This is a genomic window from Paenibacillus sp. MAEPY2, from assembly GCF_000499205.1.
Classification (GTDB): domain Bacteria; phylum Bacillota; class Bacilli; order Paenibacillales; family Paenibacillaceae; genus Paenibacillus; species Paenibacillus vandeheii.
Genome location: NZ_AWUK01000007.1, coordinates 85,891 through 108,557 on the forward strand (window position 1 = coordinate 85,891; position 22,667 = coordinate 108,557).

Sequence of the window (22,667 nt, forward strand, 5' to 3'; positions counted from 1 at the left end):
CTGGTAAACACGGCAAGGATTCGCTAAAATGAATAGTTAAGAGATGAACTAAGGGAGAGAAGGCAAATGCAACGGAAATGGATGATGATGGGTGCTGTACTGACGATGCTTTCGGTGGCTATTGGAGCGTTTGGTGCACATATGCTCAAGGAAAGCATCGGTGCGGACGCCATAGCGGTGTATGAAACCGGAGTACAATACCACATGATACATGCAATCGGACTGCTAATCATAGGTCTCACAGCGGGTCAGCTTGGACCCTCCACTAAGCTCAAGTGGGCTGCACGTTTGCTGTTTATTGGAATTATCGTATTCTCGGGCAGTCTGTATGTACTGAGTATTTCGGGTATTAAAATATTGGGAGCCATCACGCCAATCGGCGGGGTAGCCTTTATTGTTGGGTGGTTGCTATTAGCAATGGACGTATGGCAGCGGGGAAAAGATCGCGCATGACGATCTGCAATGGATGGGTGAAGCTATGATCTATTCAAGCGGTCCCAGTTCATTGTTACATGTGAATGAACCTGAAAAAAGCAACTTGCACGGGAAATGGTTAAAGATTTCCTGCGTAAGTTGCTTTTCGTTTAAATGCTCATTGATTACAAAAACTCATCGATTTCATTGGTTCGAAACGTATAGACTTGTTTTTCGTCCACATGGTACACACTGACAATGCTGCTATCCCGATCAAAATTCAGTATACGGCATGGAATGCTCTGATGCTTGCCGTTCTTATTGTTCACAACAATCCGTGTAAGACGGTTTTCTTTGATGAGGGTATCAATCCATACATCGAATGAATTTCCGTTGGTACTGTTGGATACTTCGGACGAAGGAGTGTGTTGGGAAGCAGGTGTTTCGATATCGGACTGTGGTAAGACTGGAACGGTTGGAGCCGTCGCTTGGTTTGGTGATGAGTTCTTCTGTCTTGCATTAGATTGTGATTTTTTTCTTTCTTTATGAAGAAAGGCGAAGGAGTCCTTTTTGGACTGCAGTGTCACTTCAATAATTTTGCCAAGCTCTATGCCGGATTGAATCCGGAAGTCCGCAATTTGTTCCTCTTTGTTTATGAACTCCAACAGGGACTGCAGTGCCAATGCATTCGAGCGGCTCTTAATAAGAATATCGACATTGAACAAAAAGCCGATTTCTTCTTCGTTGGATAAGGTTTCTTTCATTCATCCCAGCCCCGTTAAAAGATATGTCAGCAAATTTACGCTTCATTACACTATATCACTAAAATTGCTATAATCATAGTGCTGAAGACATAGAAAATGAGCGAACCACTTGGGCTAATTAAAGTAAAACCACATTCATTTCCAATCCTTTTCCGCAGGTGTCCACACGGCTATCCAAAATGAGGCATACAATTATCGTGACCTGTGGAAGAGGAGGTGTATCGGGAAATTATGGTGACGATGGAGCCGATTGTGGTTGGAGAGCATGTTTTGGTCGGGGTAGAGGTAAAGCTGCCCAAAACGACATTACTGACGATTAATACATCCAAAATATATCATGAGCGGAGCAACTACAGTATCCGATTTTGGAATAGAGCCGCAAAGTACTGGTACACGTCATGGAGCCTTATGGGACAAGCTTTCATTCGTTTTCAAAAGTGTTTGAAAGGACTTGGGAAACGCTAAAAAAATCATTTGTGACTCGATTTTGTGACGCTTTTTGTGACGTTTGATAAATGGGGCAGGCTGTTGACTGGTATGGATTTGTAAGGTGAATAAATCTTTTTTTGTGACGACTAATCATACGTCTTTTCTGATTGTCACTAATTAACTCAATATGAAGGTCTAAAATTGACACAACTAAGATTACCGCAATTATTGGCAGTGCTATAGTTCTTGGAATATTGCTTTATCCAATTCAGAATTAGATGCTCTCAAGACATGTGGGATGAGTTGAATGGATTTTTTATCGTATGGAATGGTTTAGTGAACATACAACCTTACTTCCTAAACGGAAACAGGGTGTCCTCTCCCGATCTTTGGTTTAAGTGTAAACAAAAAGGAGGACGAACTTATGTCCTCCCCCTCAATTAATGTATCTAATTTTACTCCAAGAAAGATGGCCCACCAAGCAACACTTTATCCAATCTCTCAAATAATTCTGGTTCAGGCATATTGGCAGTAATCAAGAGTAATTTGGAAATTATGCTCTTCAATTCAAAATAATCATTGTATAAATCGGGCTTCTTTAATAATCTCACTAATTCTGTTATTTCACCGTGTGTAGCTTTACTTCTAAGATTATACATTTTCTTAATTTTCTTTATGATTTCAGTTCTTTCTTCATATGTACTTCCTAGAATTAGAGCTGCATTTAGAGTTACTTTATATTGAATATTTCCATCCCCCTTAACTAGTAAAGACTCAAGTCCTGTTACGAGGGTTTGAATGCTCTGATCTACTGTAATACTTGAACAAGCTGATAAATATTGGTTTAATGCATAATTCCATCTTGTTTCATTCCACTTTGCTTCAGTTCGTTGAAGTTTTTGCTTTTTGCTGTGCTCAATATATAGCTCGTGGAATTTTCTTATATTAATTATTTCAGTCTCTGTAATAATTGATGTTCCTTCATAAGTTTCAATATCATCGCTGATTGAAGATGAAAACTTAAACAAGAAAGTATTACGGTTTCTTAAAATATCGTAAAGGATTTGATCAGTTGTAAATGATGTAGGAGCAACTCTAATATTGATTTTAGGACAACCCAGTCTTAGTGCATCAAAAAATATAGCTCCATTCGACTGATAATCTTCCTCACTTAATACTTCTCCAATCGAATTACAGGTTATAAGCACATCATTGTCACGAGTTTTCGTTAATGTTATATAATCATTAATCGAGTAGGATGACTGGTCCAATGTAACATTTGTTATAATAAACGATTTTGTTGTCTGCATGATTTCCTCCTAATGATTGTGCTACTCTTGAATTATTATGCTAATTCCTCGCTCTATTCCATTATATAGGCTTAACTAATTAATTTCGTCTTTCATTGATTAACAGTAAGTCAAATTGATTCTGTAGACCCACTCCTTTTGGCATGGTATAATTATTCCACAATTAGGAAACGAGGTCTACATATGAAGAAATTAGTTTTATCATTTTTAGTAATACTATTACTCGTTACTTCGGCTCAATTGGCTCCCGCAGCAGCAGCAACTAAGTATGATTTTAAAAATGTGAATTGGGGAATGACAGTCAATCAGGTTAAAAAGAAAGAGAAATCAAAGATATTGAAAACAGTCAAGGATAAAGATTTCACCATTTTAGTGTATAAAACAAAAGGATTTAGGAAAAATGCTGATTTAAATTACATGTTTTACAAAAACAAATTAGTGCGCGCAGTCTATGTGCTTGATCCATACAATACAAACGGAACTACAGATGACCTAATTGATGAATATTTTAGCATAAAGCGAGACCTATTTGATACATATGATGGATCTATTAACAACAGAGATATTCTTGATAGAAACGGCAAGCGTGTTACTACATATGTTGGTGAAGAGAAAGATCTAGCTGCTGGAAAGATAAGTTATCAATGCTATTGGATAGTAGATAAGAAAAAAACACATATTAGTCTTTCCCTCTCTATATTTGGAAACTTTTTAATTAACCGAGTAATCTACAGTGATAACTCTCTGGACTTCGACATCGATGAAGTAATGGATTCCATGTAAAGCTTAGGTTAAATCAGTGAGCGAGCTGCCTCATTCCTGAGGTGGCTTTTTATTATGCCTTCATATTGAAAATATCCAATTTCTTTTCCATTAGTCTTAACGATGTGACCCCTCTTGAATTAAAATGTATATGAGAGGAGGAATTAAATATCAGATAGCAAGATATAGCAACACAATACATAACCAGATGAGGAGAGCTAGTTAAGTTGATGTAAGGATGGAATACTGCCTGTTAACAGGTTGAAGGTGGACTGTCGCTTGCACATAAAACATAAACTAAATTAGGAATAGGATGATTTGATTAGTGAGCAATAGTTCCTTGTTTAAATTTGATGAAAATGAAGTTAAAGTGATTTTTGTAGACGGTGAACCTTGGTTTGTATTAAAAGATGTATGTAATATTCTCGGTCTCCGATCCCCAGATGTTAAACAGCGGCTAAACGAGGATGTGGTTTCAACCCACACTGTGCTGGACTCAATTGGAAGAAAGAATTCTGCTACAATTATAAACGAAGAAGCATTATATGATGTTATTTTTGACAGTAGAAAGCCCGTAGCGAAATCGTTTCGTAAATGAGTAACAAATGAAGTGCTTCCTTCAATCCGTAGAGATGGAATGTTTATCTGAGATGAAGCAACGCACGAGCAAGTTAAGTTTAACGTTTCAAACTTCATGGCTAATTTGGATGATTATAATATCACAAAACTCTATAATCTTATTGAAGAGTTCTTAGCATTTCACAGACAGCATAAGACGCGCTTACCATATAAAAGAAAGAATTCTAAACATCACGGAAACAAGAAATTGAAAGACCATATTGAAAGTATGGAAGATATCCGAAATAAGTTAATTAGTTTTCTAGATGTTAAGACTCAGCAGTTTAATGATTACCATCAAGCAGGTCTAGCTCAAGAATACGTAAGGATCAAAGGTATGGTTGAATGGAAAGTTGAGAATATGCGTTATAGAACAGCAACTTGTAAATAATACATAGAATAGCGTAGTAAGGGGCTGCCTCATGTTAGAGGTGGCTTTTTATTATTCCCATGAAAGCATACTCTCACTAACCTTAGTCTGTGAGGAGAAAAAACAATGATATTTTATCGCAGACTGTAGGTAGATTCAAGGTAACATTTAATCACAACCTTATCCATAATCCGACTGTAAACCCAACCCAACTTTTTATACTAACAAACGAACAACCTCTTTCTTCGTTTCTTTGCTATAACGATTAAAGGTTTGCGCTTCCTACCAACACAACAAAAATACCCTCCGGTTTTCAGTGTTTGATTCATGTACAAATTTCTTTTTTTGCGTTTTTCGTTTAACACTCATTTAAAAGCAATGCATTCATTTCATCCAAAAACAACTTACTTTTTCTCAAAACACGGCAGGTGTCCACACGGCTATCCAAAATGAGGCATACAATTATCGTGACCTGTGGAAGAGGAGGTGTATCGGGAAATTATGGTGACGATGGAGCCGATTGTGGTTGGAGAGCATGTTTTGGTCGGGGTAGAGGTTAAGTTGCCCAAAACGACATTACTGACGATTAATACATCCAAAGGATATATTATGTGCGGAGCACTCGATGTAGGGTTACTTAATGAAAAGCTTGGGGATCGCAAAATTATTGCAGCTCGGGCGGTTGGCGTGCGCACATTGGAACAGCTGCTGCATGCACCTATGGAGTCGGTGACAACGGAAGCTGAGGCTATGGGCATTACGGTGGGCATGACGGGTGTAGAAGCATTGCTCAAGATGATCTAAATCCCTGAATAATCAGCGATCAAAAAAAGGGCTCCCCTTCTGGGAAGCCCCTCTCTTTGATTTACATGTAACAATCCTATATCAAACGATCCACTCAAACTTATTTCCACTTCTTAAGCTTCATCCTTGGCCTTGGCGAACAGGGCAGCCAAATTCTCTTGGAAAGGAGCGCGAACAACGCCTTTTTCCGTAATAATGGCCGTTACATATTCATTAGGCGTTACGTCAAACGCCGGGTTGAATACTTTCACCCCTTGTGGTGCTGTACGTTTGCCAAATCCTTCGGTTACTTCCTCCGCAGCACGTTCCTCAATCGGAATAAGATCTCCGGATGGCGTAGACAGATCAATGGTGGACAGTGGGCTGGCTACATAAAAAGGAATGTTATGCGCTTTGGCAAGGACTGCTACGCTGTATGTTCCGATTTTGTTTGCTACATCCCCATTGGCAGCGACGCGGTCTGTACCAACGATAACTGCCTGAATCCAGCCTTTGGACATCACCATGCCTGCCATGTTGTCGCAGATCAGAGTAACGTCAATGCCGGCTTGCTGGAGCTCAAAGGCTGTAAGACGTGCACCTTGAAGGACAGGACGAGTTTCGTCTGCGAATACTTTCAGGTTGATGCCGCGCTCGTGAGCGAGGTACATCGGTGCAGTCGCCGTACCGTATTTCGCGGTTGCAAGTCCACCTGCATTACAGTGTGTGAGTACTCCCATACCGTCTGCGAACAAAGGAAGAGCATTTTCTCCGATTAAGCGGCATACTTCTTCGTCTTCTTTTTGAATCAAGAGAGCTTCGGCTTCAAGAGCAGAATTGCTATCTTCGATGCTTGCACCGGATTCAGCGAGGTCACTGGCTTTTTGCATCATGCGATCCAGCGCCCAGAACAGGTTTACAGCCGTTGGACGGGAAGTGGCGAGATGAGCACAGATGGATTTTACATGATCCAGCCATCCTTGGATGGCAAGTCCGTCATATGCCTTGGCACCGAGCACGACGCCAAATGCGGCGGCAATTCCAATCGCCGGCGCACCGCGTACTTTCATTGAGTGGATGGATTCCCATACTTCCTCCGGCGTGTATAGTTTCAGCATCAGAATCGTTTCAGGCAGCAGACGCTGGTCAAGCATTTCAAGCTTGTCCTGTTTCCATATCAGAGAGGACAGAGGCTGATGTTCAGCGGTTGTCATGGATGTTCCTCCGTTCCGTAAGTTAAGCTTGTATGTGTACTTAGAATTAAATCTTAATAGAAGAAACCGCCGTAGCTACTGTATCCAGAAGTTCACCGATTGTGTTCAGATTACGATTACGCTTGATAAGTGCTTTACCAATCGCCAGCGCTTTGCGCTGAGCACGTTCACGTTCTGTGACATCCCCAATCGTATCGATATCTGCCACATGCGCGAGTCCGACAATACGGCGGACCATCTTCGCGCCAGCAAAGCCAGTAGCGTCTCTGAATATTTGTTGTACATAAAGATCTTCGTATCCAGGTGCCTTAGCCATAGGATCAACCAAATCGGAAGTCCACAGACTACGGAAGCGGGATTCGAATTCAGTCCATACGTCACGAACCATATCCAACAAAATCATTTCACGCTCATGAAGAGCCGTCTGATCTTGAATTCGACCTGGCAGCGAGGCGTAATGGAGAAGCAAATTGGCAAGCACGGCACCTACATCGAATCCCATTGGCCCAAAATAAGCAAATTCGGGATCAATGACTTTGGTCGATTCAGGCGTAACGAAAATGCTGCCTGTGTGCAGATCACCATGAAGCAGGGCTTGACCGTGTGTCAGGAATTTCTCACGCAGCAAGGCGACTTCAAGATGAAGTTCCCCATCTGTGCGAAGTGCTTCCGCTTCGTCCTCAATTGAAGCCTCATAATTATTTTTCTCCGCAATGCGATATGGCTCATCAAAGATCAAATCTTCGGTTATTTTACATTGATCCGGATTGACGAATCTGCCCTGTTTCTCTTTCTTCAACTGCTGGTTCATGCCAAGGTCTGACGTGAAAAATAAAGTCCTTGCCATAAACTCCCCAATGTGTTTTGCAAAAAGAGGATACGTTCCGCCATCGATGAGGCCCTTGCGCATAATCACATGATCGCTTAAATCTTCCATCACGGTTAAGGCCAGATCATCATCATAATGGTACACTTCGGGTACCATTCCTGGACATAAACGATACTCTTCCTGCAGGATTTCCCGTTCAATTCTGGCACGTACCAGAGACAATGGCCATGATTCTCCGACCACTTTCGCATAAGGAAGAGCCTGTTTGATAATGATACTTTTATCGGAGTTCCGATCCGTGATATGGAAGACCAAATTCAGATTGCCGTCACCAATCTCACGACATTCCAAATTCGCATCTGCCGCAAACGGACCCGGTAATGTTTTGGCCAGTTCGATTGCATCCTGGGGTGTTAAAGGGTGATATTGGGACAAGAATGCCACCTCCATATATATGAAGAAACAGGAGAAAACCCACTTCTTTGCTTGGTATATGTCAGTATATCGGAAATAACTGTGATTTTGTACCCTTTTTTTGAGACAGGTGATACCGGACTTGTTTCGAACTTCCTGTGCACGGGTAAAAACAAATAGGCCGGACGGTTGACAGGAATACCGCCGACAAGGCTCTCTGCCACAGGGTGGAGCCGAATTGTTAAATCTCTGTCATTGACGGCAGGTTGACCTGCTTAAAGTGAATGTCAGACTAATTTTATAATAAAAGGATGGGATTAAGATGGCTACAAAAAACAAAACAGATCAAGCGAAATCGGTGGAACAAGTACTTAATCGTCAGGTGGCAAACCTGAACGTCCTGTATGTCAAAATTCATAACTATCACTGGTATGTAAAAGGACCTAACTTTTTCACACTGCATGTAAAATTCGAAGAATTCTACAACGAAGTGACTGTACAAATGGATGAAATCGCTGAACGTATTCTTACCCTCAAGGGCAGCCCTGCGGCTACGATGAAAGAATATTTGGAGCTTTCCTCTATTCAAGAGGCTGCTGGTGGGGAAGACGCTAAGACTATGGTACAGAACCTGATTGAGGATTTTGCTACATTGTCGAACGAGTATCAGGAAGGTATTGAAGTGGCAGATGCTGCGGAAGACCAACCAACATCCGACATGCTGACAGGCTTCAAGGCGGATCTGGAGAAACATATGTGGATGCTTCGCTCTTTCTTGGGCTAATCCCAGCTTTACCTGCCGAGTTAGTGGGTCGTCCACAAATACAGTTTGCTTATCTGCCCTTACTCGTTGTCAGGACGAGGCCAAGCGTCTATACTGCTGACAAGACTGATTTCGGGAGGGGAACGTTATGATAGGCACAACGATACCGGCATTAAAAGAATGGGCCTCTGCAATCAAAGCACTGGAAACGGGTCGTCAGGTTATGGTGATGCGTAAAGGCGGGATTGTGGAGGAAACCAGACGTTTTGAGTTGAAAAGTCCAGCGTTCTATCTGTATCCGACTTATGAACATCAGCGTAAAGAACTGATTAAGTCCTCTGATCATTTCTATGTTGATGAATCACTGGCCGAATGGGTGCCTGAAGCTTCGACGATCCGTCTCACGGCATATGCTGAAGTGACGCAGGATTTGGAAATCAGAGATCAGGAGATGCTGGATCGACTTCATGACTTTCATATGTGGACTGGGGATTTTGCCGAAGACCGTTTAAGGTGGAAACGCAAAGATCCACTTCACGTATTGATACTCCGAGTGTACCGTTTGAAGGAACCGATGGAGATTCCCGTATTATCTGAATACAACGGATGCCGTTCATGGATTTCCATTCCGAATAGTCCAGTGCCGCGCGAAATGACGCCGGTGGTGGACGTTGCGGATTTTGACGAACAGGTACAGAAGATTAACGAGACGCTCAAAATGTAATGTTATTTATCGAAAGGACTTATCCATGATATGGATAGGTCCTTTTTTCGGTTGAGAGGAGAAGATTCGTTAAAAGGTTAAATTCCTGTGATTTTTCTCACTGTCTATTTATGACGAAGAAGTTTTGTTATTTGATTCAAACGGGCTTTTAAGATAGAATCAGGTAGAATAATGTTTCCTGCACGGGACAAGAGATCGTAGGAAATGACTTGATTATCATTGAGAATCAGTTTAGAATTATTCTAAAGTGATTCTTGCTTTGAAGATTGGAGCACAGGAGAAATTCAGGGGAAGCCCTGTTCAGATATAATAGGCGCTTTTTCGTTTTCGACAGTACACATCAATTTAATCAATGGAGGGAAACAATACACATGGCTACGAATTTCGTCATTGAAGGTCTGAAAGCGACGATCGAAGGTAAGGAAATCCTGAAAGGCATCAACCTGGAAATGAAAGGTGGAGAAATCCACGCAATCATGGGTCCGAACGGAACAGGTAAATCAACGCTGGCTTCTGCACTTATGGGGCACCCTAAATATGAAGTAACAGAAGGTACAGTAACTCTTGACGGTGAAGATGTACTGGATATGGCAGTAGATGAGCGGGCGCGTGCAGGTCTATTCCTGGCTATGCAATATCCGAGTGAAATCGCGGGTGTAACGAACTCTGACTTCCTGCGCAGTGCTATCAATGCACGTCGCGAAGAAGGTAACGAAATCTCCCTGATCAAGTTCATTCGTCAAATGGAAGGTAAAATGAAAGAACTCGACATGAATCCTGAGTTTGCTCACCGTTATCTGAATGAAGGTTTCTCCGGTGGTGAGAAAAAACGTAACGAAATTCTGCAAATGATGCTGCTGGATCCGAAAATCGTAGTACTTGATGAAATTGACTCCGGTCTCGATATCGATGCTCTGAAAATCGTGGCAAACGGTGTTAATGCAATGAAGAGCGAAGATCGCGGTTTCCTGATCATCACTCACTATCAACGTCTGTTGAACTACATTACGCCTGACTACGTTCACGTAATGATGCAAGGTCGTATCGTGAAATCTGGCGGACCTGAGCTTGCTCACCGTCTGGAAGCTGAAGGATATGACTGGGTTAAGGAAGAGCTGGGAATCACAGACGAAACTGTAGGTCAAGAAGCGTAAAGACAAAACGGAGGAGGATAATCAATGACTACACAAACAATTCTTCCGGTTGAATCTGAAGCGCTTCGCGCCTTGTCGGAAAGCAACAATGAACCCGGCTGGTTGACCGAGCAGCGGCTCGAAGCCCTTAAGCTTGCAAGTGGGCTTGCGCTTCCCAAACTGGAAAAACAAAAAATTGAACGCTGGAATGTCAGCGAGTACGGCACATACAAAGCAAGTGAAGCGATTGCTTCACTTGAAGAAGTACCAGCTTCCATTAAAGATCTGGTTAAGGACCAAGCGGAAGGCAGCCTGGTTATCCAGCGCAATTCCGGTACAGTGTACTCCAAGTTGTCTGCTGATCTTGCAGCAAAAGGAGTTATCTTCACAGATCTGGCTACAGCGGTTCGCGAACATAGCGATCTGGTAAAACCATATCTGAATACGGCTGTAAAAGCAGATGAGCATTCACTTGCAGCACTGCATGCAGCCCTTTGGAACGGCGGGGTATTCCTCTATGTTCCGAAAAACGTTGAAATTGAAGTTCCACTTCAAGCGGTACTGCTCACAGATGATGCTTCTGCAACGTTTGCACCTCACGTGCTTGTCGTTGCTGAGTCCAACAGCTCCGTTACTTATGTGGATAACTATGTATCCGGCGAACTGGCTTCACCTGTATTCCATAACGGTGTTGTGGAAGTGTTCGTGAAAGCTGGTGCCAAAGTCCGTTTCGCATCTGTTCACCAACTGAGCACAAGTGTTACCGACGTATCTTTCCGCCGTGCAGTGGTGGAGAACGACGGTTCGATTGAGTGGATCGTTGGCGAGATGAACAACGGTGATACTGCAAGCAACACGATGACAGTTCTTAAAGGAAATGGCTCAAGCTCCGATTCTAAAGTGATTGCAGTAGGTTCCGGTTCCCAGAAACTGAACTATACAACAGAAGCTCGTCACTTCGGCAAAAACACGCCAAGCCAGATGATTACACGTGCAGTTATGCGTGAAGAAGCTTCTGCAATCATTAACGGAATCACGAAGATTGAGAAAGGTGCTACCAAAGCGGACGGACAGCAAACAGAGAAAGTACTGATGCTGAGCCCGAAAGCACGTGGAGACGCCAACCCAATCCTTCTTATTGATGAGGATGATGTAACAGCAGGTCACGCAGCCTCTGTAGGTCAAGTCAATGTGGAGCAAATTCATTACTTGATGTCGCGCGGGATTAACCGTACGGATGCGGAACGCCTGATCATTTACGGCTTCCTGGCTCCGGTGGTGGCGGATATTCCTCTGGAAGCACTGCGTACCCAATTGCAGTCTCTCATCGAACGGAAACTGGGACAATGAACCCGGCTATCCGCGAGCAGTTCCCGATCCTCCACCAGGAAATCAACGGACACCCGCTCGTATATCTAGATAATGCAGCGACTTCCCAGAAACCGCTGGCTGTAATCGAAGCGATTAAACATTATTATGAATATGAGAACTCCAATGTGCATCGTGGTGTTCATACGCTTGGAAGCCGTGCAACGGATGCTTATGAAGGCGCACGGGAGAAGGTTGCTAAGTTTATCAACGCACGACGCACACAGGAGATCATATTCACCCGTGGGACAACGACCGCTTTGAATTTGGTTGCTTCGTCTTACGGACGCGCAGTTTGCAAAGAAGGCGACGAAATTGTTATTACGCAGATGGAACACCATAGCAATCTGATTCCATGGCAGCAGGTAGCCAAGGAAACGGGAGCCACATTGAAATACATTCCGCTTCAGCCAGATGGCAACATTGATTTGGCTGATGTGGAAAAGACGATTACAAACAAAACCAAAATTGTTGCAATCGCCTATGTTTCCAATGTTATGGGTGTTGTTCATCCAGTAAAACAAATCGCTGAAATTGCACACCGTAATGGTGCTGTCATCGTTGTAGATGGCGCACAGAGCACACCGCACATGAAGGTGGATGTTCAAGATTTGGACTGTGATTTCTACGCATTATCCGGCCATAAAATGTGCGGACCAACCGGAATCGGTGCACTTTACGGCAAAAAGGCGCTGCTGGAGTCCATGGAGCCGGTTGAGTTCGGCGGTGAAATGATTGATGAAGTTGGTCTCTACGATTCCAATTGGAAAGAGCTTCCCTGGAAGTTCGAAGGTGGAACCCCGATTATCGCAGGAGCGGTTGGATTGGGTGCAGCTATCGATTTCCTGGAGCAGATTGGTATGGATGAGATTGCTCATCATGAAAGTGTGCTGGCAGCTTATGCAACGGAACGTATGGCCGAGATTGACGGACTGACCATTTATGGACCAGCCAAGCGTCATGTCGGGGTCGTTACTTTTAACCTAGGTGACGTGCACCCGCATGATGTGGCAACCGTACTGGATGCGAGTGGCGTAGCCATTCGTGCCGGACACCACTGCTGCCAACCGCTGATGCGCTGGCTGGAAGTCAGTTCAACAGCTCGTGCCAGCTTCTATCTATATAACAACGAACAAGATGTGGACCGACTTGTCAGCGCCTTAATCCAGACAAAGGAGTATTTTGGCGATGCAACTTGATGATCTGTACCGGCGTGTCATAATGGACCACTACAAAAACCCGCGCAACCGCGGAACGTTTGATAATGACGCTGTCACTGTGAATTTGAATAATCCAACGTGCGGCGACCGGATTTCACTGCAACTTTTGCTGAAGGACGGAATCGTTCAGGAAGCCAAGTATACGGGGGAAGGTTGTTCCATCAGCATGTCCTCGGCATCAATGATGACCGAGGCAGTCAAAGGCAAAACGATGGATCAGGCACTCGACATGGCTAACCGTTTTTCCTCACTGATGAAAGGGGAAGAAGTCGATTTCGACGATTATGAAGATCTCGAAGCCCTATCCGGTGTGAACAAGTTCCCTGCTCGCATTAAATGTGCCACGTTGGCCTGGAATGCATTACGCAAAGGAATTGACGAAGAGGACAATGTACAATAACGATAGGGAGGTAGAGCAAGATGGCTAAAAAAGCACCAGAAATGGAAGAGTATAAATATGGTTTTCGTGACGAGCACAAATCCATCTTTCAAACCGGTAAAGGTCTGACTGCAGAAGTCGTTACCGAGATTTCCAAGATTAAGAACGAACCGGAGTGGATGTTGGAATTCCGTTTGAAATCCCTGAAACAATTCGAAAAGATGCCTATGCCGAAATGGGGCGGAGACCTCGACGGGTTGGATTTCAACGAAATTCAGTATTATGTTCGTGCTTCTGACAAGCAAGGAAAAACATGGGAAGAGGTACCTTCCGAAATCAAGGAAACTTTTGATAAACTGGGTATCCCTGAAGCAGAACAAAAGTTCCTCGCAGGTGTATCGGCTCAGTATGAGTCCGAGGTTGTATACCACAATATGCAAAAAGAATTGGAAGATCAGGGCGTAATCTTTATGGATACGGATACTGCACTTAGAGAGCATCCGGAAATCCTGCGTGAGTATTTCGCAACCGTTATTCCACCAGCAGATAACAAATTTGCTGCACTGAATAGTGCCGTTTGGTCCGGAGGAAGCTTCATCTACGTGCCTAAAGGCGTGAAATGTGAGGTGCCTCTGCAAGCCTATTTCCGGATTAACTCCGAAAATATGGGACAGTTTGAGCGTACACTCATCATTGCAGACGAAGATAGCTTCGTTCACTATGTAGAGGGCTGTACAGCTCCGATCTACAGCACGAACTCACTGCACAGTGCGGTCGTTGAGATTATCTGTAAGAAAAATGCCCGTGTTCGTTACACAACGATTCAAAACTGGGCACCAAACATCTACAACCTGGTTACCAAACGTGCGGTTGCTGAAGAGAATGCAACGATGGAATGGGTCGATGGTAACATCGGTTCCAAACTGACGATGAAATATCCAGCCGTAGTACTGAAAGGCCGCGGAGCTAAAGGTTCGGTTCTGTCCATCGCTGTAGCTGGTAAAAATCAGCATCAGGATGCAGGGGCGAAAATGATTCACTTGGCTCCAGATACAACATCAACGATTGTATCCAAGTCGATCAGTAAACATGGCGGTAAAGTAACCTACCGTGGTCTGGCTTCCTTTGGTCGCCAAGCGGAAGGTGCGAAATCCAATATCAAATGTGATACGCTCATTCTGGATAATGAGTCCACATCCGATACGATTCCTTACAATGAAATCATGAATGATAACATTATGCTGGAGCATGAAGCTACGGTATCGAAGGTGTCCGAGGATCAACTCTTCTACCTGATGAGCCGTGGTTTGACTGACGCAGAAGCAACACAGATGATTATCATGGGCTTCATTGAACCGTTCACGAAGGAATTGCCGATGGAATATGCGGTAGAGATGAACAGATTGATCAAGTTCGAAATGGAAGGCTCCATTGGTTAATACAGCTGCAACAAAAAGATCGAGGGATTTTCCCTCGATCTTTTTTTGTTTTGTGGAGGATCTGCCTCTGTATGCAGGCTTGAACCAGATTTGAAATGTTTAAAAATACAAAAATATACATTTGATTTATTTTCCCGTAACACTGAGTACATATGTTTGAATGGATTCAAATATGAGGAGGGATAGTTTATGAGACAACCATTAGCAAAAAGAACAAAGGCTTTATTATTATCAGCGCTGGTTACATTCAGCATATTACCTCTGTACTCCCCTGCTGCATATGCTGCTGAGGACGGAGCAGCCTCCGGTTCGTTCAACATCATAAGTTATAATGTAGGCGGTCTCCCCAGTCTCGTTTCCAGTTCCAAGCCTCAAGAGTATACGGTGCAGATTTCCCCCAAGCTGAACGACTATGACATCATTAATGTGCAGGAGGATTTTAATTACCACAACCAGTTGATTTCGCAAGTAACCCTGCCTTATTTGACGCAAACGAGCGGGCTAGCCGGCTTTGGAAGCGGGCTGAACAGTTTATCCCGGTATTCGTTCCGTGACTTGAAAAGGGTAACCTGGAACAAGCGATCCGGTCTGTTTGATAATGGAAGTGATGAGCTGACGCCCAAAGGTTTCACCGCTGCAACCTACGAGATTGCACCTGGCGTGAAAATTGATGTATATAATCTGCACGCAGACGCAGGCGACGATGATAAATCGCTTGAAGCCAGACGTGATAACATCAGACAGCTTTCCGATTACATAAAAAATCAATCTGAGGGCAACGCGGTCATTGTTTTTGGTGATACGAATACTCGTTATACCCGTGCTTCAGACAACATCGAGATGCTGCTGACGGAAAATGAATTGCATGATCCCTGGATTGATCTCGTCCGGAGTGGAAGCATTCCGGCAGACGGAGATGCGCTTATGGATGCTGGCAACGTCAATGGCCCCAATTATGAAATTGTGGACAAAATCTTATACCGTGGAAGCAAAGCGTTAACATTGAATGCCGCAAGTTATCGTGTGGAAGATCAGAAATTCGTTGATCCGTCTGGAAATCAACTGTCTGATCATTTTCCGATTATAGCAAATTTTGTATACAGTGTTTCCTCTGCATATCGACTCAGTTCAACCATTGGAGGAGCAGGCGGGACTGGCTTTAATGATTTGGAGCGCATCCCTGATGCGCAGCCTGGCTCAATTGTACTGGACACGGGCAATCGTGTGGATGGTATTACGACGTTGTATCGAGATGGAACAAGTCTGACACATGGAGGGAAATCCAATACTTCCACACTGAATCTCGCTAATGGTGAATATCTAACACGGGCAACGATTAGTCAGGGGACACGAAATGGAGATAAACGAATCTTTCACCTTGAATTAATGACCAATCTGGGGAATAAAATTGCAGGGGGCCAGAAGACTTCGGAGCAGATCATTCTGGACGCGCCTGCGGGTTGGTATATAGCCGGGTTTTATGGAAGAGCCGATCAAGAGATTGATCAGCTTGGAGTTATTTATAAGCCTGTCCAACCTTAATCCCCTTAATCTTGGAACGATAGAGAACAGATAATAATCTATATCACCGCTTGGAATAAGCATTGGAAAAGACCGCAGGGTTTGGACCAATAACATTCTGAGCGGTTCTTTTTTGTAATAAAATAAGATCAATAGCACAAGCCATTTACTAGATTTAAGCATCTAATGATAGAAAAGGATGTGAAAACATGAGCGACAATCCGTTTAAGGGATATCGGATTACAAGTTCATTTGGCTACAGAATCCATCCTATTTCTGGCGGACAGACATTTCATCGTGGAATCGATCTCGTCACAGAGCCATGGAATGGGCCCATACATGCATTTATGGACGGGACTGTACGTTTTGCTGCGGAAGGGGCTACAGGCTCAGGATTCGGCGGTTACGGGCTTACGGTTGCGGTACAGGATCACAGGGGTTACTTGCATTGTTTTGCCCACCTTTCCCAAATTGCAGTAAAAGTTGGACAGCAAATAAAGCAAGGGCAGCTTCTCGGCAACCAGGGGAGCACGGGTGAAAGTACAGGGCCACATGTGCATTATGAGGTACGCAAATCCAGCACCTCTTCGTATGGATATACGGCCAGTGAGAATGGTGTTGTGGATCCAGGAATCTATTTGCAATCTGAATATAGTACAACTGTGGAAGGACCGGAGGAGACGCCAATGACGATGGAGGAAAGAGAACGGTTAACAGCGATGGAGAAGATGCTGGAATCCCAGTCGGCCTGGATCCAGCAGCAAAAGAACATTTCCAGTATGGCTTGTCCGTCCTGGGCAGAAGAAGCTTATCGTTATTACCAACCGTTTATAATGAATGATACGGGCAGTTATGATTTTTGGAGATTGCTGGTTATTATGTATCGTAAGGAAAAGGGGATCAAGGTCTCTTCCAGTTCCTCAGGTTAACCAACGGATCAGGAGTAAACGTGAAGCCTGATTTTCAGTCAAAAGCAGGCAGACAACCATTTATGGAATATTGCCCGTTCGCCCGGTTCATCTAGCCGGAAACGTCATATGTTAGGGTATACCTGATGAAGAGGAGGCAATCACATGAGCGAAGTAGGATATGGCTGTGGGGGCAACGTAGGCGGCGTAGGCGGATACAATATGTTCACAAACACTGGTGCGATCTTGGTACTGTTCATTCTGTTGGTTATCATCACGAAAGCATTCTGCGTTTAATCCGATATGAATTAATGTGAATAAAGGGGAGCCTTAGTGGCTCCCCTTTTATTCACATGCATACGAGGTACACGTTGTATCGGATGTTCTCTTGGATTTGAATTACGCTAACTGCTGCTGCGGATTCCTGAACGCTTATTGCTGGCTTACTGGATATAAATTTCAACGATTGCTATATCTCTTTCCTTCGCTAAATCGATAAAGGCTGTAGAGGTCTGAACGAGTGGGCGGAAGTAATCCGCAGGGTTATTTAAAACAATCAGACCGGTTTCGCCGGTTGTGAGCAGAACCCTTTTGCCAATAAAATTGGGCAGCATATGTTTGATGAGTTCTTGTGTGACTTCAGCATTCAACTGACCAAAGCTGAGGCTGTACAATTCGCATAGCACGGAGATAAGTTCCTGCTTGGTCTGATACACCCGATTGGTCGTCATCGCGCTGTACACATCTGCTACAGCCGTTATACGGGCAAATGGATGAATCTCGTCGCCTTTCAGTCCGTAAGGATAGCCACTTCCATCTTCACGCTCATGATGCTGGAGGGCAACGGTTGCAAGAATCTCATCCTGAGTGGATTCCATGACAATCTCATAACCATATAACGTATGTTTCTTCATTTCTTCAAATTCTTCGGGCGTTAATTTGCCCGGCTTATGTAACATTTCAGATGGAATTTTGGACTTGCCTATATCGTGAAGATATCCTGCTTTGGCTACAGTCAAACATTCCTCGGGGTTGTAGCCCATCCAGCCGGCGATATAAAAAGCGAGCATTCCGACTTGTAAAGAATGATTGTAGGTATAGTCATTATCCCCGTCAAGCATCAGTAGCAAGGAGACAACATCCTTTTGTTTTTCAAGCTGTCCCGTTAGGGTTATCAAAATCTCATCGACCTGAGTCTCATCAATAAAACCCTTCTCCATCGCTTGTTCGAACAGAGATTCTGTACCTTTGATCGTATCGTTAAACAGGTTAGTTAACAGACGGGTTTGATCGGAAGGTAAGGTTTGTGCATCAGAGTGGAGGTCAGATGTTGTATGCTCTACATCTGCGTAATCGATTCCGTGCTGCAGCAGCTTGGCAATATCATCGTCGCTGAGTCTGGAACCTTTCATCAGCATGTGGAGACCCGAACTGTTGTACACATCATTTTTTAGCAGGTCGCCAGGTTTAAGATCAGTAACATGCACTCTCACGTATAAACCACCTTTTCCTCGACTAATATCGACATATATCATTATAATAACAAGAAAAAAATGGGTTGACAACGACTTATTTACTAATTTCATTGCCCGTTCAAAGGGTCGAATGACTAGTTATTAATTGTCCATGGGGTTCCAGGGTCCTAGTTGATGACCTTTCCACTCGGAACCATCTTCCCATATTTCTTTTTTCCAAATGGGGACATTCTGTTTGAGTCTTTCGATCGCGTAGCGGCTCGCATCGTAACAGTCACTGCGATGAGGGGAGGAAACGGCAATGACGACGCTGATCTCTGCTACGTCTACCTGCCCAATCCGGTGACTTATCGCACATATCACACCTGGCCAGCGTTCATTGATTTCACTGCCGATAGCCGCCATCTGAGAAAGTGCCATAGGTACATAGGCCTCGTATTCGAGATGAACCGTTCGTTGTTGTCCAGTCATTTCACGGGTGGTGCCAACAAAGGTAAGGGCTGCTCCATGGTTTGCAGTGATGACTAGCTTCGTTGTAGCTTCCACGGACAGTGGGGACTGGGTGATCAGGAATAATCCGTCATCCGTACGATGCTCGGGATGGGGAGAACGCTGTTCGTCACCAGTCAAATGGGTCCCATCTCCTCCCGACACAGGGGGAATTAAGGCGAGCTCGTCCTCGGCCTTGATTATAATATCGGCAGAAGCATACTGTTGGTTTACTGCCAGGAAAGAAACGCGTATTTGATCCGCCGCTTCTGGGTAAGCAAGGCTCAGGTTTTCTTTTAATTGCACAGGAGTTGGATCTGTTCCAGGGTATTCATATTCGAGCAGGGATGTGCCCAGACGTTCAGCGATGCCTGCAAATAGTTGAATTGTCAATTTCATGCGAATAACTCACCTCTTTTTAATCTCTAAACCCTATAAATATATCATAACGACGCGGAAAATGTTATGCTTATCCATTAGAGGAATGTACGTTATATACGATAAGAGGGAGGCGGTGTGATGAGCACCAGGAATACGCAAACACTAACGATTCTACACACGAATGACATCCATAGTCATTTTGGCTCCATGAGCTCCATCGCCGCCATGATCGGACAGGAGAAGGAAGAGGCCGGAGAGTTTCTGGTAGTAGATATCGGAGATCATATGGACCGGATGGCAGTTGAGACGGAGGGTACTCTGGGGGCGGCTAACGTCGATGTCCTTAATCTGACCGGTTACGATGCCATAACAATCGGGAACAACGAAGGACTAACCTTCACACCCGAACAACTGGCACAGTCTTACTCTGGACTTCTGTGCCCAGTCGTATGTGGAAATGTTGTGGACCAGGCTACGGGCCTGCCACCAATTTGGATGAAATCCTCTCTCATTCTGGAGAAGGGGCCATTTCGCATCGGTCTGCTTGGTGCTACAGCACCCTTTACCGCTTTTTACGAACTGTTGGGATGGGATGTATTGGAGCCGGTAGAGGCGCTGCGTGAGCAAGTTGAAGCTTTGCGTTCTCAGGTGGATGTGATCGTTATTTTGTCCCATCTGGGGCTTTCAACAGATCGCAGACTGGCCGAACAGATCCCGGGCATCGATGTCATTCTGGGCGGACACACACATCATGTATTGGAAGGACCATTAGTCATTGGTCAGACGGTGCTTGGAGCGGCAGGCAAGTTTGGCCAGTGGCTCGGTAAGGTGGTATTGAAGCGAGAATATGGAGCGAATGAACTGACACTGGTGAGCAGTGGCTGTGTTCCGGTCCAGAACATGATGCTAGAAGAAACAGTTGCGCTGGCCATAGACACACATCGGACGGAAGCCGAACGGGCGCTTGGTCAGACAGCCGTTATAACGGACAGAACACTCGCCATTGATTACGATCATGAGTCTCCGTTTGCGTCATTGCTTGCCCAGGCAGTTCGTCAGTTCACCGGAGCGCAGTTGTCACTTGTGAACGCCGGGCAGCTTCTTGCAGATCTTCCGCAGGGCAATATTACAAAGGGAATGTTACATTCCCTATGTCCATCTCCCATTAATGCCTGTACAATATGCTTGAATGGAATTCAGATTCGGGAGGCACTGGAGCAGTCGCTGTTGTCAGAGTTCTCACGAAAACCGATTATCGGTTTTGGATTTCGCGGGCATATTTTAGGAACCTTGTGCATGGATGGGATGGATGTGGAGTATGATCCACACGCGCCTCCATACGAGAAGATCCGTGCCATATACATTGAGGACGAACCGATTCGTGATGAACATGAATATGTGGTGGGAACACTCGACATGTTTACGTTCAACGTAGGGTATCCGACCCTTTCTCTTGGAACGGATACATCGTATCGACTTCCTGAATTTATACGTGACCTGCTCGAAACGGAACTGAAAAGGCCAGGGGCGCTGGATGACAGCCTGCGATCCCGTTGGCATGAAATCTAACAAGTACTTGCCTTCTGCTGAAGCGGCGGCTAGTGGAAATTACATCTACGGAGCGGGAGAGGATAGGCTGTGCGTTTAGTACATATAAACCTATTGCAGCCTGGCATGAAGCTGGGGAAACGAATTTATAGTGAAGAGGGTGTGGTTCTGCTCAGTGAGGGAGTGGAGCTGACCAGTCGGTTGATTGGACGTCTGAAAGATCTGGGGATTGGATACGTGTATATTTCGGATGCTGCAACAGAGGATATCATCATTCCGGATATGCTGCAGGAAGAGACCAGGCGCAGAGCGCTGGTCGAGATCAAACAGCAGTTTCAGAGTATGTCTGGCCTCAAAACCAAAAGTCGAATCCCGCACTTCGGAAAAGCACTTAGCGGGGTAATGAATGCAATACTGGAGGACATTGGCAGTCAGAAGGAAGCGATGATTATGCTGATGGATATGAACTCCAGTGATTTTGATCTGTATAATCACTCATTGAATGTATGTGTATACACCTTGGTTCTTGGAGTGGCATCGGGTTATACACGCCAGCAATTAATGGAGATTGGTCTGGGGGCCTTGTTACATGATATTGGAAAAACACAGATTGCCCCAGAAATTCTGCACAAGCCCTCCAGGCTGAGTGATGAGGAATTCAAAATCATACAGCAGCATACTACATATGGACATCGTATTCTCAAAGATGAACCGGGTATACCGCTCCTTGCTGCACATTGCGCTTTACAGCATCATGAACGGATTGATGGCAGCGGGTATCCATTTGGTTTGAAAGACAATGAAATCCATGAATATGCAAAGTGGTTGGCCCTTGCCGACTCTTATGATGCGATGACGACCAATCGGGTGTATCGTCAAGCCTTTCTGCCTCATCAGGCGGTTGAGGTATTATACACGGGTTCAGGGACATTATATGAACAGCGTATGTTGGAAAAATTTCGTGATTGTGTAGCGATCTACCCTTTAGGTATTTCCGTCACGTTGAGTACAGGAGAAATCGGGGTTGTTGCAGCCATCCATTCCCGCGTTCCGCAACGACCACGCATTCGTGTTCTCAAGGACGCAGATGGACAGACCTTAAGCGCACCCTATGAAATTGATCTGTCCAGAGCGCTGTCTGTTATGATTACAGGCGTTGAAGGGGTGGAAGACGCTACGCCAGCTTCAGCACGTAATGAAATATTTTAATATTTGACAACTAATGGAGAATGGGTCAGCGCTCATATCGTAACGTCCGGTGCAGCTTGGCTCGGATGTTACGGGGGCGTTTTTTGTCATGTAATGGACAGAGCATGCTCATGCCAGAGCGCAGGAAATTATGCTATGATAAAAGATAACTCCAAAAAGATGAACCCGGGGTATGTTGTAAATAAAACTTTTTAGGTTAATAA

General features: G+C 44.5%; 23 protein-coding genes and 1 pseudogene. 18 read left to right on the forward strand and 6 right to left on the reverse strand.

Annotated features, from left to right (window positions below; genetic code table 11):
• The first annotated feature begins 66 nt into the window (after positions 1–66).
• Positions 67–453 (forward strand): DUF423 domain-containing protein, encoded by a 387-nt coding sequence (locus P364_RS0105145; RefSeq protein WP_024629083.1) that lies wholly within the window; start codon positions 67–69, stop codon positions 451–453.
• Between the two features lie 146 nt (positions 454–599).
• On the opposite strand, the gene P364_RS0105150 is transcribed toward P364_RS0105145, so the two are convergent.
• The gene (locus P364_RS0105150) at positions 600–1,178 is read right to left on the reverse strand and encodes a hypothetical protein (RefSeq protein ID WP_024629084.1); all 579 of its coding nucleotides are present in this window, start codon (positions 1,176–1,178) and stop codon (positions 600–602) included.
• Between the two features lie 231 nt (positions 1,179–1,409).
• Between P364_RS0105150 and P364_RS38660 the strand changes: the two are divergent.
• Positions 1,410–1,536, forward strand: a pseudogene (locus P364_RS38660) (DUF1805 domain-containing protein); the annotation flags it as partial.
• A 526-nt stretch (positions 1,537–2,062) separates the two neighbouring features.
• Here P364_RS38660 and P364_RS0105160 read toward each other — a convergent pair.
• Entirely contained in the window at positions 2,063–2,917 is an 855-nt protein-coding gene (locus tag P364_RS0105160; RefSeq protein ID WP_024629086.1) for a HEPN domain-containing protein, read from the reverse strand.
• A 183-nt stretch (positions 2,918–3,100) separates the two neighbouring features.
• On the opposite strand from P364_RS0105160, the gene P364_RS0105165 reads away from it, so the two are divergent.
• The 4 genes from P364_RS0105165 (at position 3,101) to P364_RS0105180 (ending at position 5,471) form a co-directional block, all read left to right on the forward strand.
• Positions 3,101–3,700: a hypothetical protein gene (locus tag P364_RS0105165; protein WP_024629087.1), complete on the forward strand. Its 600-nt coding sequence runs from the start codon at positions 3,101–3,103 to the stop codon at positions 3,698–3,700.
• 304 nt (positions 3,701–4,004) lie between these two features.
• The gene (locus P364_RS35120; protein ID WP_024629088.1) at positions 4,005–4,277 is read left to right on the forward strand and encodes a BRO-N domain-containing protein; all 273 of its coding nucleotides are present in this window, start codon (positions 4,005–4,007) and stop codon (positions 4,275–4,277) included.
• Between the two features lie 96 nt (positions 4,278–4,373).
• Positions 4,374–4,688, forward strand: coding sequence for a hypothetical protein (locus P364_RS0105175; protein WP_024629089.1), 315 nt, complete (start codon positions 4,374–4,376; stop codon positions 4,686–4,688).
• Between the two features lie 480 nt (positions 4,689–5,168).
• On the forward strand, positions 5,169–5,471 hold the full coding sequence (locus P364_RS0105180) for a YunC family protein (protein ID WP_017689545.1): 303 nt from the start codon (positions 5,169–5,171) through the stop codon (positions 5,469–5,471).
• 113 nt (positions 5,472–5,584) lie between these two features.
• Here P364_RS0105180 and mtnA read toward each other — a convergent pair whose 3' ends face one another.
• Complete coding sequence (gene mtnA, locus P364_RS0105185) at positions 5,585–6,664, reverse strand: S-methyl-5-thioribose-1-phosphate isomerase (RefSeq protein WP_024629090.1); 1,080 nt, start codon at positions 6,662–6,664, stop codon at positions 5,585–5,587.
• Between the two features lie 46 nt (positions 6,665–6,710).
• Positions 6,711–7,928, reverse strand: a complete 1,218-nt coding sequence (gene mtnK, locus P364_RS0105190) for an S-methyl-5-thioribose kinase (protein ID WP_024629091.1) — start codon at positions 7,926–7,928, stop codon at positions 6,711–6,713.
• A gap of 301 nt (positions 7,929–8,229) precedes the next feature.
• On the opposite strand from mtnK, the gene P364_RS0105195 reads away from it, so the two are divergent.
• The 10 genes from P364_RS0105195 (at position 8,230) to P364_RS38085 (ending at position 17,659) form a co-directional block, all read left to right on the forward strand.
• Positions 8,230–8,691: a Dps family protein gene (locus tag P364_RS0105195; RefSeq protein WP_017689542.1), complete on the forward strand. Its 462-nt coding sequence runs from the start codon at positions 8,230–8,232 to the stop codon at positions 8,689–8,691.
• 127 nt (positions 8,692–8,818) lie between these two features.
• Positions 8,819–9,394, forward strand: coding sequence for a DUF1802 family protein (locus P364_RS0105200; RefSeq protein ID WP_024629092.1), 576 nt, complete (start codon positions 8,819–8,821; stop codon positions 9,392–9,394).
• Between the two features lie 371 nt (positions 9,395–9,765).
• On the forward strand, positions 9,766–10,548 hold the full coding sequence (sufC, locus tag P364_RS0105205; RefSeq protein ID WP_024629093.1) for a Fe-S cluster assembly ATPase SufC: 783 nt from the start codon (positions 9,766–9,768) through the stop codon (positions 10,546–10,548).
• A gap of 24 nt (positions 10,549–10,572) precedes the next feature.
• Entirely contained in the window at positions 10,573–11,877 is a 1,305-nt protein-coding gene (gene sufD / locus P364_RS0105210; protein WP_024629094.1) for a Fe-S cluster assembly protein SufD, read from the forward strand.
• The gene (locus P364_RS0105215; protein ID WP_024629095.1) at positions 11,874–13,094 is read left to right on the forward strand and encodes a cysteine desulfurase; all 1,221 of its coding nucleotides are present in this window, start codon (positions 11,874–11,876) and stop codon (positions 13,092–13,094) included. Before sufD ends, P364_RS0105215 begins: the two co-directional genes overlap by 4 nt.
• The gene (gene sufU / locus P364_RS0105220) at positions 13,084–13,515 is read left to right on the forward strand and encodes a Fe-S cluster assembly sulfur transfer protein SufU (protein WP_024629096.1); all 432 of its coding nucleotides are present in this window, start codon (positions 13,084–13,086) and stop codon (positions 13,513–13,515) included. The genes P364_RS0105215 and sufU overlap by 11 nt, the downstream gene beginning before the upstream one ends.
• 20 nt (positions 13,516–13,535) lie before the next feature.
• Entirely contained in the window at positions 13,536–14,933 is a 1,398-nt protein-coding gene (sufB, locus tag P364_RS0105225; RefSeq protein ID WP_024629097.1) for a Fe-S cluster assembly protein SufB, read from the forward strand.
• A 189-nt stretch (positions 14,934–15,122) separates the two neighbouring features.
• On the forward strand, positions 15,123–16,475 hold the full coding sequence (locus tag P364_RS0105230) for a jacalin-like lectin (RefSeq protein WP_024629098.1): 1,353 nt from the start codon (positions 15,123–15,125) through the stop codon (positions 16,473–16,475).
• Positions 16,476–16,663: 188 nt separating this feature from the next.
• Entirely contained in the window at positions 16,664–17,383 is a 720-nt protein-coding gene (locus tag P364_RS36050; RefSeq protein ID WP_024629099.1) for a M23 family metallopeptidase, read from the forward strand.
• 144 nt (positions 17,384–17,527) lie between these two features.
• The gene (locus P364_RS38085) at positions 17,528–17,659 is read left to right on the forward strand and encodes a YjcZ family sporulation protein (RefSeq protein ID WP_208642727.1); all 132 of its coding nucleotides are present in this window, start codon (positions 17,528–17,530) and stop codon (positions 17,657–17,659) included.
• 146 nt (positions 17,660–17,805) lie between these two features.
• On the opposite strand, the gene P364_RS0105245 is transcribed toward P364_RS38085, so the two are convergent.
• Positions 17,806–18,855 (reverse strand): HD-GYP domain-containing protein, encoded by a 1,050-nt coding sequence (locus tag P364_RS0105245; protein ID WP_024629100.1) that lies wholly within the window; start codon positions 18,853–18,855, stop codon positions 17,806–17,808.
• 123 nt (positions 18,856–18,978) lie between these two features.
• A complete protein-coding gene (locus P364_RS38580) occupies positions 18,979–19,725 on the reverse strand; it encodes a molybdenum cofactor biosynthesis protein (protein ID WP_024629101.1) in 747 nt (248 codons plus the stop codon).
• Positions 19,726–19,845: 120 nt separating this feature from the next.
• On the opposite strand from P364_RS38580, the gene P364_RS0105255 reads away from it, so the two are divergent.
• Both P364_RS0105255 and P364_RS0105260 read left to right on the forward strand, forming a co-directional pair.
• Positions 19,846–21,276, forward strand: a complete 1,431-nt coding sequence (locus P364_RS0105255) for a bifunctional metallophosphatase/5'-nucleotidase (RefSeq protein WP_024629102.1) — start codon at positions 19,846–19,848, stop codon at positions 21,274–21,276.
• Positions 21,277–21,345: 69 nt separating this feature from the next.
• The gene (locus tag P364_RS0105260) at positions 21,346–22,464 is read left to right on the forward strand and encodes an HD-GYP domain-containing protein (protein ID WP_024629103.1); all 1,119 of its coding nucleotides are present in this window, start codon (positions 21,346–21,348) and stop codon (positions 22,462–22,464) included.
• Positions 22,465–22,667: the final 203 nt, after the last annotated feature.